This is a genomic window from Streptomyces flavofungini, from assembly GCF_030388665.1.
Lineage (GTDB): Bacteria > Actinomycetota > Actinomycetes > Streptomycetales > Streptomycetaceae > Streptomyces > Streptomyces flavofungini_A.
In genome coordinates, this window is the sequence record NZ_CP128846.1 from 7,390,449 (window position 1) to 7,407,293 (window position 16,845).

The window sequence follows — 16,845 nt, forward strand, 5'->3', positions numbered from 1 at the left end:
CGCCACGGTCCGGCGGCGCGCGGCGACCGTCTCGGCAGGCGGGCGCCGCGCACGCGCGTCCGGGGCCCTGACTACCCTGGTCACGCAGACAGTCGGGACAGCACGACGGATGTACGCGAGCGAGGAGCAGCACGGTGGCGGTACGAGCGGTGCGGGGCGCCGTCCAACTGGAGCGGGACGCGGCCGACCACATGAGTGAGCGGGTCGGAGCGCTGCTCGCCGCCGTGCTCGAGCGGAACGGCCTCACCGCCGACGACCTGATCTCCATCTGGTTCACGGCCACCCCCGACCTGCACAGCGACTTCCCGGCCGCCGCGGCCCGCGAGCTCGGCCTCGCCGACGTACCGCTGATCTGCGCCCAGGAACTCGACATCGACGGAGCCATGCCGCGCGTCGTGCGGATACTCGCCCACGTCGAGTCCGACCGGCCGCGGTCCGAGGTCGCGCACGTCTACCTCGGCGCCGCCGCCGCACTCCGCAAGGACATCGCCCAGTGAGAAGCGCCCTCGTCATCGGCACCGGCCTCATCGGCACCTCCGCCGCCCAGGCCCTGGCCCGCCGCGGCGTCACCGTCCACCTCGCCGACCACGACCCGGAGCAGGCGCGCACCGCGGCCGCGCTCGGGGCGGGCACCAGCGAGCCGCCGACCGGACCCGTCGACCTGTGCGTGGTCGCCGTGCCGCCCGCGCACGTCGCCGCCACCCTCGCCGAGGAGATGCGGCGCGGGTCCGCGCGCGGCTACCTCGACGTGGCCAGCGTCAAGGGCGGGCCGCGCCGCGACCTGGAGTCCCTCGGCCTCGACCTCACGCCGTACATCGGCACGCACCCGATGTCCGGCCGGGAGCGCAGCGGGCCCCTCGCGGCCTCCGCGGACCTCTTCGAGGGCAGGCCGTGGGTCCTGACCCCGACGCGGGACACCGACACCGAGGTCCTGAACCTGGCCCTGGAGCTGGTCGCGCTGTGCCGTGCCGTGCCCGTCGTCATGGACGCCGACGCCCACGACCGGGCGGTCGCGCTCGTCTCGCACATGCCGCACCTCGTCGCCAGCATGGTCGCCGCCCGCCTGGAGAACGCCGAGGAGTCGGCGGTACGCCTCTGCGGCCAGGGCATCCGTGACGTCACCCGCATCGCGGCGTCCGACCCGCGGATGTGGATCGACATCCTGTCCGCGAACCCCGGCCCGGTGGCCGACCTGCTCGCGGAGGTCGCCTCCGACCTCGACGAGGCCGTGACCGCGCTGCGGAGCCTGCAGTCCGCCGACGAGACCAAGCGGCAGGACGGCGCCACCGGCGTCGAGGGCGTGCTGCGGCGCGGCAACGCGGGCCAGGCCCGCGTCCCCGGGAAGCACGGCTCCGCCCCCGCCGTGTACGAGATCGTGGCCGTCCTCATCGACGACCAGCCGGGCCAGCTCGCCCGGATCTTCGCCGACGCGGAGCGGGCCGGGGTCAACGTCGAGGACGTCCGCATCGAGCACGCCACCGGCCAGCAGGCGGGCCTCGTCCAGCTCATGGTCGAGCCGCAGGCGGCGCCGGGGCTCGCGGCGGGGCTGCGGGAGCGCGGCTGGTCGCTGCGGCAGTGAGCCGAGTCGCTGTGGCGAGGGGCCGCGTCCTTGTGGCGGTGGGCCGAGTCGCTGTGGCGAGGAGCCGGGTCGCTGTGGCAGGGAGCCGGGAAGGGGCGGCGGGCGGCCTCGGCCCGGGACCGGGAAGGGGCCCACTCCGGAGCCAGTAACCTTGTGCGGGGCGCCGAGCAGGCGGCCCACCCCGTCCCCCGCACCGAGAAAGGTGTCCGCTCCCCGTGGAATCCGTGGAAAAGACCGCCGCCGCAGGCCCGGCCCCCGTGATCGTCGCCATCGACGGGCCCTCCGGCACGGGGAAGTCCAGCACGTCCAAGGCCGTCGCGGCCCAGCTCGGCCTGAGCTATCTGGACACCGGCGCCCAGTACCGGGCGATCACGTGGTGGATGGTGGCCAACGGCATCGACCTCGCGGACCCGTCCGCCATCGCCGCCGCGGCCGGCAAGGCGGAGATCGTCTCGGGCACCGACCCGTCCGCCCCCACCATCACCGTCGACGGCACGGACGTCGCGGGCCCGATCCGCACCCCCGAGGTCACCTCCAAGGTGAGCGCGGTCAGCGCCGTGCCCGAGGTGCGCACCCGGATCACCGAGCTGCAGCGCTCCATCGCCGCCGCGGCCGAGCTCGGCATCGTCGTCGAGGGCAGGGACATCGGCACCACGGTGCTGCCCGACGCCGACCTCAAGATCTTCCTGACGGCCTCGCCCGAGGCCCGCGCCGCCCGCCGCTCCGGTGAGCTGAAGGGCGCCGACGTCGCCTCCACCCGCGAGGCCCTCATCAAGCGTGACGCCGCCGATTCGAGCCGCAAGACGTCCCCGCTGGCCAAGGCCGACGACGCCGTCGAGGTCGACACCACCGAGCTGACCCTCCAGCAGGTCATCGAGTGCGTCGTCACGCTCGTCGAGGAGAAGCGGGCCGGGAAGTGAGCCAGGTTCCCGGCGAGCGCGGGCCCGCGTCGGCGCGCGCGGACTCCACCGGGCGCGGCGCCCCCTCCGAGCGCGGCGCCGACGTCGGCCGCCGCATCGGCGTGGGCCTCATGTACGGCCTGTGGAAGCCCCGTGTCCTGGGTGCCTGGCGGGTCCCCGCGGCCGGCCCGGTGATCCTCGCCGTGAACCACTCGCACAACGTCGACGGCCCCATGGTCATGGGCGTGGCGCCCCGGCCTACGCACTTCCTGATCAAGAAGGAAGCGTTCGTCGGGCCGCTCGGCCCGTTCCTGCGGGGCATCGGCCAGCTCCAGGTCGACCGCTCCACGGCCGACCGCACGGCCATTACGGACGCGCTCGCGGTCCTGGACCAGGGCGGGGTCCTCGGGATCTTCCCGGAGGGCACCCGGGGCGACGGCGACTTCGCCTCGCTGCGCGCGGGCCTCGCGTACTTCGCGGTGCGCTCGGGGGCGCCGATCGTGCCCGTCGCCGTCCTCGGCAGCACGGAGCGGCGCGGACGCCTGATAAAGCAGCTGCCGCCGCTGCGCGGCCGCGTGGACGTCGTCTTCGGCGACCCGTTCCAGGCGGGTGACGGCAGCGGGCGGCGTACGCGCACGGCGCTGGACGAGGCGACCGTGCGCATCCAGGGGCAGCTCACCGCGCACCTGGAGAACGCCAGGCGCCTCACCGGGCGCTGAGTAAGACTTTCAGTAGTGGCCCGCCGCGCGGCGGGCCACCGATCACCACGATGAACGACGAGGTACGGACTTCATGAACGACCAGATCCAGCCCGAGGGCGAGGGCTCGGCCCAGCACGCCGAGCACGACCACGGTGCGCTTGGCGACGCCGAGTATGCAGCGTTCATGGAGCTCGCCGCCGAAGAGGGCTTCGACGTCGAGGACGTCGAGGGCGCCATCGAGGAGGCCGGCCACGGCCCGCTTCCGGTGCTCGCCGTCGTCGGCCGCCCCAACGTCGGCAAGTCGACACTCGTGAACCGCATCATCGGCCGCCGCGAGGCCGTCGTCGAGGACAAGCCGGGCGTCACCCGCGACCGCGTCACCTACGAGGCCGAGTGGGCGGGCCGCCGCTTCAAGGTCGTCGACACCGGCGGCTGGGAGCAGGACGTCCTCGGCATCGACGCGTCCGTGGCCGCCCAGGCGGAGTACGCGATCGAGGCGGCCGACGCCGTCGTCTTCGTCGTGGACGCCTCGGTCGGCGCGACGGACACCGACGAGGCCGTCGTGCGCCTCCTGCGCAAGGCGGGCAAGCCCGTCGTGCTGTGCGCCAACAAGGTCGACGGCCCCTCCGCGGAGGCGGACGCGGCGATGCTGTGGTCGCTCGGCCTCGGCGAGCCGCACCCGGTCTCCGCGCTGCACGGCCGCGGCACCGGCGACATGCTCGACGCCGTCCTCGAAGCGCTGCCGGAGGCGCCCGCGCAGTCCTTCGGCACGGCCATCGGCGGCCCCCGCCGCATCGCGCTCATCGGCCGCCCGAACGTCGGCAAGTCCTCGCTCCTGAACAAGGTCGCGAACGAGGAGCGCGTCGTCGTCAACGAACTGGCGGGCACCACCCGCGACCCGGTCGACGAGCTCATCGAACTCGGCGGCGTCACCTGGAAGTTCGTCGACACCGCCGGTATCCGCAAGCGGGTGCACCTCCAGCAGGGCGCCGACTACTACGCCTCGCTGCGCACCGCCGCCGCCGTCGAGAAGGCCGAGGTCGCCGTCATCCTGATCGACGCCAGCGAGTCGATCAGCGTGCAGGACCAGCGCATCGTCACCATGGCTGTGGAGGCGGGCCGCGCCGTCGTCCTCGCGTACAACAAGTGGGACACCCTCGACGAGGAGCGCCGCTACTACCTGGAGCGGGAGATCGAGACGGAGCTCGCGCAGGTCGCCTGGGCGCCGCGTGTGAACGTCTCGGCGCGCACGGGCCGCCACATGGAGAAGCTGGTCCCGGCGATCGAGACGGCTCTGGAGGGCTGGGAGACGCGCGTGCCGACGGGGCGTCTGAACGCCTTCCTCGGCGAGCTGATCGCCGCCCACCCGCACCCGGTCCGCGGCGGCAAGCAGCCGCGCATCCTGTTCGGCACCCAGGCGGGCACGAAGCCGCCGCGGTTCGTGCTCTTCGCGTCGGGCTTCATCGAGCACGGCTACCGCCGCTTCGTGGAGCGCAGGCTCCGCGAGGAGTTCGGCTTCGAGGGCACGCCGATCCACATCTCGGTGCGGGTGCGCGAGAAGCGCGGCCAGAAGACCCAGAAGAAGAAGTAGCCGCGGTACGGGGGCGGGCGCGCCCGCCCCCGTGAACTTCGCGGACGCGACGATGCCCGGCCTTCCACGGGGAAGGCCGGGCATCGGCTTGTGGGGGAGCGCGGGGGGCTCGCGGAGTGCGGGGTCAGCGCTCGCGGCGCGGGCCCGGCGGGAGCGCGGCCGGGAAGAGCTGGCCGTAGCCGGTGTGGTCGGCCTGGCTCGGCTGGCCGTAGCGGGCGACGTGGAAGGGGCTGTGGCGGGGGTCGTGCCTCGGGTCGTAGCGCGGGTCGTGCCGGGTCGGGTGGCGCGGCTCGTACCGCGCCTCGTGCCGTACGGCGCTGTGCTGGCTGCCGTGGGGCGCGGTGCCGAACGCGTTGAACCTCAGCTCCTCCTCGCCGGTCCTGTCGCCGGGCAGGGCGCGGAACGCCCTCATGTACTCCGAGTACAGCGCGTCGTAGATCGGCGTGGCCGAGTGGGTGCCCGAGGTGTCCTGCGCCGTGCGCATGGACGGGATGGGGCTCTGGTACGGCCGGTGGGGTGAGGGATCGTATGCGTGCACGTCTGGGCCAACGACCCCGGGGCCGGTCGGATGCGGGGAAACGCACCTCGTTCGCCTGGTAGGAGGCAGCGGCCGCCGTGGTGCCGTCCGCGCGCCGGTCTTGCGGCGCGCGGACGGAAGGAGGGCCAGGCTCACGTACCGGCCAATGGCATGGCGCACGCGACCAGTTGGCCGCGCCCCGCGGCCCGGTCCAAGGCGTCGCGCAGCAGGTCCTCGCGGGGCTGGCGGCCGATGGCGCCCGCGGGCGCCGCGAACAGCAGCACCGACTGCAGCTTGTTGGCGGCGGCCCGCCAGCCCTCGGTGACCTGGAGCGCCTGGTGCGCCTGCCACCAGGCGACCTGCGGGCCGCCCGCGGTGCCGGGCTGGAGGATGGCGTGCAGCTGGCCCATGGCGAGCAGCACCGACCAGCCGTGCAGCGTCGGCGGCACGCCGTCGAGCGACGTCGTGGGCATGAAGCCCTGCTCGATCAGGAGCGACAGGAACTCGTCGCCGCCGCCGGGCGCGGCGCCGGGGCGGGAGATCGGCCCGGTCGGCTCCACGACGAGCGCGGGCCGCAGCTCGCCCTCGATGAGGACGAGCCCGCTGGTGACGCCGAGCACGGCCTGCTCGGGGCGGCCGCCGGGGCCCGCGGCGGAGTCGGGGGCGCCGCCCGTGTCGGGGGTGTCGCCGGTGATCGAGCGGACGGCGCCCTGAAGCTGCTCCTCGGCCACCTCGACGATCTGTGACGGCAGGCAGACGGCGTGGGCGAAGGCGAGCACGGCGGTCTCGTCGCCGACGAACAGGACGGTGCTGGTGCGCTCGCGGTCCGAGTCGCCGGGGGTGCGACAGGAGGTGCAGTCGTAGGCGCCCGGGGCGTTCTCCCCGGCGAGCAGGCGGTCGGCTTCTTCATCGCCGATCTCGGCGCGTACCTCGTCGCTGAGGTCGAGCATGCGCGGCACGGGTGGCTCCTCGGAATCGATGCGTGGGGTGTCCGGGTGGTGCCCGGCTCATGAAGGAGACAACGGGCGATCAGTGGTACAAGTCACGCGCGGGAGCGAACGGAATTGAACTGTCCTGAGCGGAGCGTGAGTTGACGGGCGGAATCGGTCACTCCGCGTCAACGACTGCTGAGGGCAGGGAAGTTGGGGAGGTGAAGTGAGTCACAGATCGATTCGGATGAGGGGTGACATGTGGCGATATCGAACTATTAAGTGGGTGTCCGAAAGTCGATGATACTCCCGGTAACGGTCAACTGGCCTGGAATGACGAGGATCCGGTTGATGACGGGGCGGGAGCGCTCCTAGATTCCACCGCCGTGTGCAGTGAGCACCGCTCGGGTACGCACGCCGATCGCACCGGCCGGACTTCCGGCTCCTCGGTGCGGCAGGGCGCCGCGCAGCCTCATCGACCGCCCCGGATCCGCACGGATCCCGGAGGCGGGACGGCGGCGCGCCGTCCGACCGGCGGGCGGGGCTCGGCGGGAACCCGGCGTCGGATACGCGCGGGGCCCGTGGAGCCCGGGGGAGCCCGGGTTCGTGGAGAGGGAAATTCATGTCCGTTCGTCCCCAGTACATTCGCAGGACGGCAGTGCTCGGCGGGGCCGCGCTCCTCGCGCCCCTCGCACTGCTCGCCGCGAGCGGCCAGGCCGCCGCGGACAGCGGAGTGTGGGACCGGATCGCCCGCTGCGAGAGCGGTGGGAACTGGCAGATCAACACAGGTAACGGCTACTCCGGAGGGCTCCAGTTCTCCGCCGGGACCTGGCGGGCGTACGGCGGCACGGCGTACGCGCCGACGGCCGCGCAGGCGTCCAAGGCACAGCAGATAGCCGTCGCGACGAAGGTCCAGCGCGCCCAGGGCTGGGGGGCCTGGCCGTCCTGCTCGGCGCGCGCCGGCGCCCACGGCTCCGCCCCCGGCGGGACCGCGCCTTCCGCACCGAAGCCCGCGGCGCCCAGGTCCACCGCGCCGAAGGCGGCACCGGAGCAGCCCGCTCCGACGTACCGCGCCCCCGCCCGCAGCGACCGGGGCACCGCCCACCGCGCGCCCGGCGGCTCGGGCAACTACACCGTGCGGTCCGGTGACACGCTCAGCCGCATCGCGGCGGCGCACGGCACGAGCTGGCAGCGGATCTTCGCGGCCAACCAGGGGGTCATCGGCGGCGATCCGAACGTGATCGTGCCGGGGCAGCGGCTCGTGGTCTGACGCTCTGCTGCTCTGTGGCTCTGTAGTTCTGTAGTTCTGCAGTCGAGCTGTGTCTGACGGCTCGACAGCTCTGACGCCGCGGCCGGGCCCGACCGGTCGCGGCGTCAGCGGCTTCAGCCGACCGGGTGGGGCCGCGTCGGCGGTGGCGCGGCGCGGGCCGTACCGGACCGATGATCTGCTTAGCGTGACCCGATGCACCCGCTGTCGAACACACGTCTTCGGCCCCGGTCCGTGACTCTGCTCGTCACGGCGGCCCTGTCGCTCCTGGCCCCGTCGGCGACCGCGTCGCCCCCGCCGCCGCTGCCGGGCGCCGAGGCCTCTCGGTACGCCTACGTCTGCTCCCGCGCCGAGGGGCCCTGGGCGTGCCTCGCCCACTGCGAGAGCAGCGGCCGCTGGGACGCCAACACCGGGAACAACTACTACGGCGGCCTGCAGTTCTACCAGCCCACGTGGGTGGAGCACGGCGGCCTCGCCTACGCCCCCCGCGCCGACCTCGCCACCCGCGAGCAGCAGATCAGGATCGCCCAGAAGGTGCTGCGCAACCAGGGTTGGAAGGCGTGGCCGGTCTGCTCCAAGAGGGTCAAGGCGGCGGGCCTTGACCGCTACGCGCTGCTGCCGGTGCGGATCACGCACGTGGTCGAGCGTGGCGACACGCTGAGCTCCATCGCCCGGCGCCATCACCTCAAGGGCGGCTGGAAGTCCCTCTACAAGGCCAACCGCAAGACGGTGGGGCCGCACCCGGACCGGCTCACTCCCGGGACGGTGCTCGTCGTCCCGGACAAGTGAGCGGCCTCACTCCAGCGGCACCTCCGCGGCCTCCCCGGCGAACACGACCTCGCCGCGGCGCAGTTCGTACACCACCACCGCCCGGCCCGCGCGCCCGCGCAGGCCGGGCGGAAGCCGCTGCTCGGCGACGACAACACCCGCGTCCAGGCCCATGAGCAGGTCGTACGTACGGGAGGCGACGGCCGGTGCCATGCCCTGGGTGGGTTCGTCGACGAGGACCGCGCGCCCGTCCGAGAGCAGTGCCCGGGAGACGGCCAGCATGCGCTGTTCGCCGCCGGACAGGGTGCCCGCGCGGCGGGCGAGCAGGGGGCGCAGCTCCGGGTACGCGGCCAGGGCGGCGGTGATGTCGCCGCGGGCGTGCGCCAGCTCCAGGTTCTCGCCGACGGTGAGCGAGCCGAAGACGGCCCTCCGGTCCGGCACGAGGCACAGGCCGCGGCGGGCGCGTTCGTGGGCGGGCAGCCGGGTGATGTCCGCGCCGTCCCAGACGACGGTGCCCCCGGACACCGGGACCGTTCCGGCCAGGGCGCGCAGCGCGGTGCTACGGCCGGAGCCGTTGCGGCCGAGGAGGACCGTCAGGCCGGGGGAGGGGGCGCTGAGGGTCACGCCGTGCAGGGCTTCCAGGGGGCCGTAGCGCACGCGGGCGGCGCGGAGTTCCAGGGTGCGGTTCACGGTGGGCCGCCATCGGGGGTGCGGCGGGGGGCGAGGACCTTGCCCGCGGGGCCCGAGGCGACGACGCGGCCCGCCGTCAGGACGTACACGCGGTCGGCCAGGCCCGCGACCAGGTCCAGGTCGTGCTCGACCACAAGGAGGGCGGTGCCGTCCGCGGCGAGCGCCCGCAGGATCCGGGTCAGGGCGGTCACCTCGGCGGTGTCCAGGCCCGCGGCGGGCTCGTCCAGGAGCAGGACGTGCGGGTCGCCCGCGAGGGCGCGGGCCAGTTCGACGCGGCGCAGGGTGCCGGTGGGCAGGTCCGCGGCGGGGTGGTCGCGGACGGGGGTCAGCTCGAACAGGCGGAGCGCCCGGTCCGGGGCCCCGGGGTCGCGCAGGCGGCCCTGTTCCGCGCCCACCCGTACGTTTTCGGCGACGGTCAGGGTGGGGAAGACGGCGAGTTGCTGGAAGGTGCGGGCGACGCCGGCGCGGGTGCGGGCGTGGGCCGGGAGGCGGGTGATGTCCCGGTCCGCGAACGTGACGCGGCCCGCGTCCGGCCGCACCGTTCCGGCCAGACAGTGGAACAGGCTGCTCTTTCCGGCGCCGTTGGGTCCGATCACGGCGGTGACCCGGCCCGGCGGGACGTCCAGGGAGATGTCTCGGAGGGCGGTGAATCCGTCGTACGAGAGGGACAGGCCGTGGGCCTTGAGTGTGGGGGGCCGGGGTGGGGGCGCCCCGGCTCCCCGGGAGCGGGTCCCGGAGGTGCGCCCCGGTGGGCGGGGAGCATGGTCGCCCTTCGCGCCGGGGACCGGAGGCTGGCTGGTGCTGGTGCTGGTGCTGGTGCTGGTGCTGGTGCCGGTGCCGGTTCTGGTGTCAGTGCCTGTGCCGGGGTCGGTGTCGGTGTCGGGGTCAGTGCCGGGGTCGGCGCCGGGGCTGCCGCTGGCCCGGGTGAGGGCCGGGGTGCCTTCGCCCTCGGCCTGGGACTGCGCCCACCCGCCCCCGAGCTCTCGGCTCCGCTCAGCCAGGGGGGACCCCCATCGCCCTGCGGCACGACTGCCCACGGCGCGGCAGTCGGCTGCGGCGTTCGGTGAGGTGCGGGTCAGGGCTGTGCGGGCCCGGAGGCCGGTGGGGGTGAGGTGGGGGAGGCGGCGCAGGCGGCGGGTTGTGGTGCGGAGGGCTTCGTAGGGGCCGCCGGGGAAGCGGCCGATCAGGATGGCGAGGACGCCGACGACCGCCGCCGCGACCCCGCCCCGCGCGCCCGCGTCGAGGCCGACGAGGAGTGCCGCCGCGAGCAGCGCGCCGAGCAGGCTGTCCGCGCCGAGGACGACCACGGCCGCGAACCACAGCAGTCCCCGCACGGGGTCGTACGCGGCGGGGTCGAAGGCCCGGAAGCCCATGCCGAGCATGCCGCCACCGAGCGCCGCGAGCGCCGCGCCCGTCACGAACGCGCCGAGCTTCAGCGTCCGCACGGGCACTCCGGCCGCCGCCGCACCCGCCTCGTGGTCCCGCATCGCCGCGAGCGCCCGCCCCGTGCGGCCCCGCCGCAGGGCCGCCACGAGGAGCAGCGCGCTCCCGAGCAGGGCGAGTTCGAGGAGGTAGTAGGCCCGGTCGCCGTCGAAGCCCGCGGGGCGGCCGAGGCTCAGGCCGGACGTGGCGTACGGCTGCGCGAAGACGAAGCGGCTGACCCCGACGCCGACCGCGAAGGTGGCGAGGGCGAGCGCCAGGCCGTGGCGGCTGATCGCGGGCCAGCCCGTGAGCAGGCCGAGGGGCGCGACGAGCAGCACGGCGACCGCCAGCGCGGCCAGCGTCGGCAGCTCCGGCAGGCCCGGGAACCGGCCCGCCGCGAGCAGCGCCGTGAACAGGGCGCCAAGACCCGCGTACGCCGCCTGCCCGAGGGAGATCTGCCCGCCGCGTCCCGTGACCACCACCAGGGACAGCAGGATGACGCCGAGCGCGGGCACCTGCACGGACGTGGTGAGGTCCGGGCCCGCGAAGCCGAGGGGCAGGAGGAAGAGGACGACGGCCACTATCCACGCGCCGGGCGGCGTGGGGAGGCGGGCGGTGGCGGTGCGCGGCAGCGCGTCCCCGGTGCCGACGCCCGGAAGGACGAGCGCGGCGATCAGGAGCGCCACCACGAACAGGTTCGCGCCGACGGCCTGGAGCAGCGGCTCGCCCCAGCCGGACGGGTGCAGCCGGGTCAGCTGGCTCTGGGCCACACCGATGCCGAGCGCCACGACGACCGCCACCGGCAGGTTCCGCATCCGGGCGGCCACGGCGACGGCCACGACCTCCATCACGAGCAGCGGCATGCCGTACGGGTCGAGACGTACGTAGGGGGCGAGCAGCACGCCGGTCAGGCCCGCGGTGAACGAGCCGAACGCCCAGCCCGCCGCCGCGACCCGGTCCGCGTCGATCCCGGCGAGGACCGCGAGCCGCCGGTCGTCGACCACCGCGCGCAGCTCCCCGCCGAAGCGGGTGAAGCGCGTGAGGGCCCACACGGCGAGCGCGAGGACCACGGCGGCCGCCAACTGCCCCCAGGGGTCCGCCGAGACGAGCGTCGGCACGTCCGCGCGGGCGCCCTGCCCCCAGATCAGCGCGGCCCCGCCGACCAGGAGCACGAACACCCCGATCGAGGCGACCAGCGTCTGCGCCGGGTCGCCGCCGAGGACGGCGAGCGGCCGGAAGACCACGCGTTCGAGGATCAGGCCGATCGCGGGCGCCACCACGAGCAGGGTGACCGCCGCGGCGAGCCACAGCGGCCAGTCCCACTCGACGGTGAGCTGGCGCAGCAGATACGCGCAGACCATCGCGATGGCGCCGTGCGCGAAGTTGAGCACGCCCGTCGCGCGGTGGGTGACGATCAGGCCGATGCCGGTGAGGGCGGCGGCGCTGCCGACGGAGAGCCCGGCCAGCGTGAGGTCGTAGCTCAGGGAGGCCACCGGGTCAGGCCTCCGAGCCGGTCGGGGCAGGTGGGGCAGGTGGGGCAGTGGGGTCGGTCCGTTCCGTCGGGGGCGCGCAGATCGGGCACGGGCCCGTCGTCCCGGACGCGAGCAGGCCCGGGTCCGGCGGCACCGCCTCCGGCTTCCCCGCCACCAGCGGGCAGTCCGCGCGGTGCAGGAGCCTGCCGCCGGGTACGACGAGGAGGTCGGCACTGACCGCGAGGGGCGCTGCGGCCCGCTCGGCGCGCACGGCCGCCGGGTCCTGGCCCTCGACGGCGACCAGCAGCCCGTACAACTCCTCGACGCGCGCCGCCGCGAGCGCGCCGCGGCCGTGTGCGAGGAGCACCGCGCCCGCGACGATCAGGGCGGCTCCCGGCACCGTGCAGGAGGCGAGATAGGGCAGTTGCCGTTCGGCGAAGCGCTCGCCGGAGACGCCGTACCAGCCGATCACGCAGAGCACCGCGCCGCTCGCGAGGGACGCGAACGCCGCCCAGAGCATCGGGTGCACGGCGCGCAGCCGGGACGCGCGGGCGGCGGCCGAGGACGCCGCGGGAGATCGCTGAGCCGTTCGTGCCGCCCGCATCGAGGCCCCCTGGGAGACGTCGTAAGTCAGACAGGTCTGTTACTGACAGGTCTGTTCATGTCGGCCAATGGCTTGCACTATGCCTTCTGGAAGCTGACCCTGAAAGCTCCGGGTGCTCTTCGCCCGGACCGACACCCGGTGGTGAGCCAGATGGTTCTCGGGACAAGCCCCAGGCGGGGGAGTGGTCTTCGGCGGGGAAGGGTGCGGAGCGCGGCGCTGGCGGCAGCCGTGGTCCTGCTGATCGCTCCGGCCGCCGTGGCCTGCGGTGACGACAGCGGTGGCGGCGACGACCACGCGCCGCCGAAGCCCTCGGTGGAGCAGACGGAGAAGACTCCCGCGGAGCCCCCGTCGTCGGGTGCGGCCCCCGACGGGAACGAGCCCGCCGACCCCGCGGCCGCCGAGAAGGAGGTGCGGAAGAACTTCGAGAAGTTCTTCGACCCGGCCACGTCCATGCGGGACAAGGAGGCCGTCCTGGAGAACGGCCCGAAGATGCGCGCGGTCCTCCAGGGCTTCAGCGGGGACGAGCGCGGCAAGCAGGTCGGCGCGAAGGTCGGCAAGGTCGAGTTCACCTCGGCGACGGAGGCCGACGTGACGTACGCGCTGACACTGAAGGGCGCCACCGCCCTGCCCACCGCCAGCGGGACGGCCGTGCACCAGGACGACACCTGGAAGGTGTCCGTGAAGACGCTGTGCGCCCTGGTGAAGCTGAGCGGCAACGCGTCGCCCGGCCCCGGCTGCTGAGGCCTTGAACAGCCGCCGGGCAGGGCCCGCCCAGGCTCCGCGGGGTCGTCGTGCCCGGCGGCGCCTGCGCTCCGGCGTCCTCGCCCTGTGCGCGACCGCCGCGCTCCTGGCCGCCGCGGCCTGCGGCAGCCGCCTCCCGGAGAGCGACTTCGAGGAGCGCCCGCCCGCGCCGCGCGGCACCCAGGAGGGGCCACCGGTGCGGGTCGGCATCATCACCAGCGCCACGAGCCCGGTCGGCGGCTCCGCCTTCACCGGGCCCCGCGACGGCGCCGAGGCGTACTTCGAGCGCCTCAACGACCGCGGTGGCGTCGGTGGCCGGAAGGTCGAGGTGCACACCTGCGACGACGGCGGCAGCGGCGTCGGGAACAACGCGTGCGTGCACAAGCTGCTCGACGAGAAGAAGGTCGTCGCTCTCGTCGCCACCACCTCCCTCGACTACGCGGGCGCCCCGCGCGTGTCCAAGGCGGCCGTGCCCGACATCGGCGGCCAGCCCATCGGCTCCGCCTACGACACCTACCCGCACCTCTACGGCATCTACGGCAGCATCTCCCCGCGCACCGGCAAGCCGGGCTGGGACGGCAAGCTGGTCGGCGGCACCGAGGTCTACCGCTACTTCAAGCGCGAGCACGGCGCCCGCACCGCCGCCGTCGTCTCCTACAACCAGGCCGCGTCGGCCGCGTACGCCCGCCTCGTGAAGCGGGGCCTCGAGACCGAGGGCTACGACGTCGTCACCGAGCAGGTCGACTTCGCGCTGCCCAACTTCCGTGCCGTCGCCGCCGACCTCGAGGACCGCGGCGTCGACCTCGTCTTCGACGCGATGGACACCCACGGCAACGCGCAGCTGTGCAAGGCCATGGACGACGCCGACGCGGACATCACCGCGAAGGTGACCAACGTCCAGAACTGGTCATCCACCGTGGCCGACGACTACAAGGACGCGCCGCGCTGCCGCAACGCCCTCTGGGCCACCGGTGCGAGCCGCAACCACGAGGACACGGACCACCCGGCGGTGCGGGAGTTCCGCGACGCCACGAAGGGCGCGAAGACGCGCTCCCAGTGGCAGTTGGAGGGCTGGGCGGCCGCGATGTGGTTCACGGACGCGGCGAAGTCCTGCCTGGCGTCCGCGGGCGACGTCACGCGGGCCTGCGTCGACCGCTTCATGAGTCGTGGGGAACCGTACGACGCGGACGGCCTGCTGCTGCCCGTGACGTACGAACGGCGGTCCGAGCCACCGAGGACACGGGAGACCTGCGTGTCCGTCGCCCGCTGGAACGACGATGAGGGCTGGGTCACACAGGGCGACATGAACCGTACCTGCTTCGACGTACCGCAGCTCTCCTACCAGCCCTGATGGGTGTACCAGTCACGGAGTTCCCCGTTCCGGCTCACGTTCAGGCGACCGTTTCAGAACAAGACGGATTTTCGACCCAACCCTTGGCCTGAGATTCCCGTCTAACCCCTCGGTAGGCGGACGAGACGGACTGTCCGCAGGTAAGCGCGGAATACGGGGACGTATGCATATCTCTTTCCTGATTCACAACGCGTACGGGATCGGAGGGACGATCCGGACGACGTACAACTTGGCGAACACCCTCGCCGAGCACCATGACGTCGACATCGTGTCGGTGCTGCGCCACCGCGACGAGCCGGTCTTCACTCCCGACGCGCGGATCAGGCTGAGCCATCTCGTCGACATCCGGAAGAACAGCCCCGGGTACGAGGGCGACACGGAGGCCTACCGCACCCCGGCCAAGGTCTTCCCGAGCGCCGAGGGGCGCTACGCCCAGTACAGCGCCCTCACCGACGAGCGCATCGCGGCCCACCTGTCCGCCCTGAAGTCCGACGTCGTCATCGGCACCCGGCCCGGCCTGAACGTGCACATCGCCCGCCAGGCCCGGCGCGGCGTGCTGCGCGTCGGCCAGGAGCACCTCACCCTCGACAGCCACTCCAAGGACCTGCGCCTGCAGCTGCGCAGCGTGTACCCGCGCCTGGACGTCCTGACCACGACGACCGAGGCCGACGCGCACGCCTACCGCCAGCGGATGCGGCTGCCCGGCGTCCATGTGCAGGCGGTGCCGAACCCGGTGCCCGCGCCCGGCATCGAGCCCGCCGACGGCTCCCACAAGTGGGTCGTCGCGGCCGGCAGGCTCGCCCCCGTCAAGCGGTACGACCTGCTGATCCGCGCCTTCGACAAGGTCCGCCGCGAGCGTCCGGACTGGCGCCTGCGGATCTACGGCGGCGGCAAGCAGAAGGACAAGCTGCGCAAGCTGATCGACGACCTCGGCCTGTACAACCACGTGTTCCTCATGGGCCCGGCGCACCCGATCGAGCCGGAGTGGGCCAAGGGCTCCATCGCGGCCGTCACCTCCAGCCTGGAGTCGTTCGGCATGACCATCGTGGAGGCCATGCGCTGTGGCCTGCCCGTGGTGGCCACCGACTGCCCGCACGGCCCCGGCGAGATCATCGACAACGGCGTGGACGGCCGCCTCGTCGAGGTCGGCAACGCCGACGCGATCGCGGGCGGACTGCTCGAACTCATCAACGACGACGCGCTGCGGCAGCGCATGGCGGGCGCCGCGCTCGAGGACTCCGAGCGCTTCGACCCGGCCCGCATCGCCGAGCGCTACGAGGACATGTTCCAGGGCATGCTCACGCGAGGCAGCTCGCTGGGCGGCCGGGTGCGCGGCTCGATGCACCGCGCGAGAGGGGCCCTGCTCGGCGGCGCGTACGCCGTGCGGGACGCCCGCCGGACGGTACCGACGAAGGGCTTGGCATGACGGCGGTGTTCACACGGGGCACGCTGGACGACTCGCGGGAGGCCACGACGGGCGAGGCGCAGCCGATCGCGCCACGCGCCGACTGCATCGCGGACTCCGCGGGCGGTCTCACCTTCGACGTCACCGACCCCGGTGGGGCGGGCGACGCCCATCTGCTGCTTCGGCTGCGGGATTCCGACCCGCCCGTCGAGGTGCGCCTGCCGCTGGCCCCGGCGGCCGACGGCAGCCTGCGCGCCGCGCTGCCCAGCAGCGTCGAGCTCGCCGAGGGCCGCTGGAACGCGTACGCGCAGGTCGAGGGCGGCGAGCCGCGCCGCCTCGTGCCGGGTGTGAACGACCTGCGCTCGCTGGTCGACCGCGCGCCCAGCGGTAGCCGCGGCCATGTCGCGGTCCGCATCCCGTACGCCACCAAGCAGGGCAACCTGTCGGTGCGTGCCTGGCTGCGCGCCCCGCACGCCGAGGTCGGCGAGCTGCGCATCGACGGCACGGGCCTGACCGGGCAGGGCCGGGTCTACGGCACCGCGCTGACCGGCGCCGCGCGCGTCGAGGCCGTCCTGCGCGGCGACGTCTCCCGCGTCCTGCACGCCGAGGTGACGCCCGCGGCCCTCGCGGCCCCGGACTTCGGCTTCGCCCTGCCGTACGCCGAACTGGCCGACGCCGAGGGCGTCTGGGACCTGTGGCTGCGTCCGGCGGGCGACGAAGGACCGCGCATCCGCCTCGCCCGCCTCCTGGACGACGTGGCCGACAAGAAGCCGATCTTCACGTACCCGGTGAAGCGGGTGGACTGCGTGGGCGGCCAGGTCGAGGTGGGCCCGTACTACACGAACGACAACGACTTGGCGGTACGGGTGGCGGCGGCCGCCGGTTAGCCGGGCCGGTCGTCGGCTCCGG

The 16,845-nt window shown here is 74.0% G+C and carries 15 protein-coding genes and 1 pseudogene; 11 read left to right on the forward strand and 5 right to left on the reverse strand.

The features are described from left to right. Nucleotides 1-134: 134 nt before the first annotated feature. The 5 genes from aroH (at nucleotide 135) to der (ending at nucleotide 4,770) form a co-directional block, all read left to right on the forward strand. Entirely contained in the window at nucleotides 135-497 is a 363-nt protein-coding gene (gene aroH, locus QUY26_RS31705; RefSeq protein ID WP_289952747.1) for a chorismate mutase, read from the forward strand. Further along, nucleotides 494-1,579 carry a prephenate dehydrogenase gene (locus QUY26_RS31710; protein WP_289952748.1) on the forward strand — a complete coding sequence of 362 codons (1,086 nt, stop codon included), beginning with the start codon at nucleotides 494-496 and terminating at the stop codon, nucleotides 1,577-1,579. The genes aroH and QUY26_RS31710 overlap by 4 nt, the downstream gene beginning before the upstream one ends. Before the next feature lie 215 nt (nucleotides 1,580-1,794). Beyond that, nucleotides 1,795-2,499, forward strand: a complete 705-nt coding sequence (cmk, locus tag QUY26_RS31715; RefSeq protein ID WP_289952749.1) for a (d)CMP kinase — start codon at nucleotides 1,795-1,797, stop codon at nucleotides 2,497-2,499. Continuing rightward, nucleotides 2,457-3,197: a lysophospholipid acyltransferase family protein gene (locus tag QUY26_RS31720; protein ID WP_436840439.1), complete on the forward strand. Its 741-nt coding sequence runs from the start codon at nucleotides 2,457-2,459 to the stop codon at nucleotides 3,195-3,197. The genes cmk and QUY26_RS31720 overlap by 43 nt, the downstream gene beginning before the upstream one ends. 73 nt (nucleotides 3,198-3,270) lie before the next feature. After that, nucleotides 3,271-4,770, forward strand: coding sequence for a ribosome biogenesis GTPase Der (gene der, locus QUY26_RS31725; protein WP_289952750.1), 1,500 nt, complete (start codon nucleotides 3,271-3,273; stop codon nucleotides 4,768-4,770). A 124-nt stretch (nucleotides 4,771-4,894) separates the two neighbouring features. Here der and QUY26_RS31730 read toward each other — a convergent pair whose 3' ends face one another. Both QUY26_RS31730 and QUY26_RS31735 read right to left on the reverse strand, forming a co-directional pair. Beyond that, the gene (locus QUY26_RS31730; RefSeq protein ID WP_436840440.1) at nucleotides 4,895-5,254 is read right to left on the reverse strand and encodes a hypothetical protein; all 360 of its coding nucleotides are present in this window, start codon (nucleotides 5,252-5,254) and stop codon (nucleotides 4,895-4,897) included. A gap of 185 nt (nucleotides 5,255-5,439) precedes the next feature. Further along, entirely contained in the window at nucleotides 5,440-6,246 is an 807-nt protein-coding gene (locus tag QUY26_RS31735) for a hypothetical protein (RefSeq protein WP_289952754.1), read from the reverse strand. A 592-nt stretch (nucleotides 6,247-6,838) separates the two neighbouring features. On the opposite strand from QUY26_RS31735, the gene QUY26_RS31740 reads away from it, so the two are divergent. Together QUY26_RS31740 and QUY26_RS31745 are read left to right on the forward strand one after the other, a co-directional pair. Continuing rightward, on the forward strand, nucleotides 6,839-7,486 hold the full coding sequence (locus tag QUY26_RS31740) for a transglycosylase family protein (protein ID WP_289952756.1): 648 nt from the start codon (nucleotides 6,839-6,841) through the stop codon (nucleotides 7,484-7,486). A 231-nt stretch (nucleotides 7,487-7,717) separates the two neighbouring features. Then, nucleotides 7,718-8,272: a transglycosylase family protein gene (locus tag QUY26_RS31745; protein WP_289952757.1), complete on the forward strand. Its 555-nt coding sequence runs from the start codon at nucleotides 7,718-7,720 to the stop codon at nucleotides 8,270-8,272. 6 nt (nucleotides 8,273-8,278) lie between these two features. Here the strand turns inward: QUY26_RS31745 and QUY26_RS31750 are convergent, their stop codons facing one another. Genes QUY26_RS31750 through QUY26_RS31760 form a run of 3 tightly spaced genes read right to left on the reverse strand, consistent with a single transcriptional unit; the run spans nucleotide 8,279 to nucleotide 12,439 of the window. After that, nucleotides 8,279-8,941 carry an ATP-binding cassette domain-containing protein gene (locus tag QUY26_RS31750; protein ID WP_289952758.1) on the reverse strand — a complete coding sequence of 221 codons (663 nt, stop codon included), beginning with the start codon at nucleotides 8,939-8,941 and terminating at the stop codon, nucleotides 8,279-8,281. Then, nucleotides 8,938-11,856, reverse strand: coding sequence for an ABC transporter permease subunit (locus QUY26_RS31755; protein WP_289952764.1), 2,919 nt, complete (start codon nucleotides 11,854-11,856; stop codon nucleotides 8,938-8,940). The genes QUY26_RS31750 and QUY26_RS31755 overlap by 4 nt, the downstream gene beginning before the upstream one ends. A 4-nt stretch (nucleotides 11,857-11,860) precedes the next feature. After that, a complete protein-coding gene (locus QUY26_RS31760) occupies nucleotides 11,861-12,439 on the reverse strand; it encodes a hypothetical protein (RefSeq protein ID WP_436840441.1) in 579 nt (192 codons plus the stop codon). A 150-nt stretch (nucleotides 12,440-12,589) separates the two neighbouring features. On the opposite strand from QUY26_RS31760, the gene QUY26_RS31765 reads away from it, so the two are divergent. From QUY26_RS31765 to QUY26_RS31780, 4 genes and pseudogenes are all read left to right on the forward strand, one after another. Then, nucleotides 12,590-13,180 (forward strand): hypothetical protein, encoded by a 591-nt coding sequence (locus QUY26_RS31765; protein WP_289952766.1) that lies wholly within the window; start codon nucleotides 12,590-12,592, stop codon nucleotides 13,178-13,180. 4 nt (nucleotides 13,181-13,184) lie between these two features. After that, on the forward strand, nucleotides 13,185-14,531 hold the full coding sequence (locus tag QUY26_RS31770) for an ABC transporter substrate-binding protein (RefSeq protein WP_436840442.1): 1,347 nt from the start codon (nucleotides 13,185-13,187) through the stop codon (nucleotides 14,529-14,531). Nucleotides 14,532-14,694: 163 nt separating this feature from the next. Continuing rightward, a pseudogene (locus tag QUY26_RS31775) lies at nucleotides 14,695-15,747 on the forward strand (glycosyltransferase family 4 protein); the annotation flags it as partial. 206 nt (nucleotides 15,748-15,953) lie between these two features. Next, entirely contained in the window at nucleotides 15,954-16,823 is an 870-nt protein-coding gene (locus QUY26_RS31780; RefSeq protein WP_289952769.1) for a hypothetical protein, read from the forward strand. The last annotated feature ends 22 nt before the right edge of the window (nucleotides 16,824-16,845 follow it).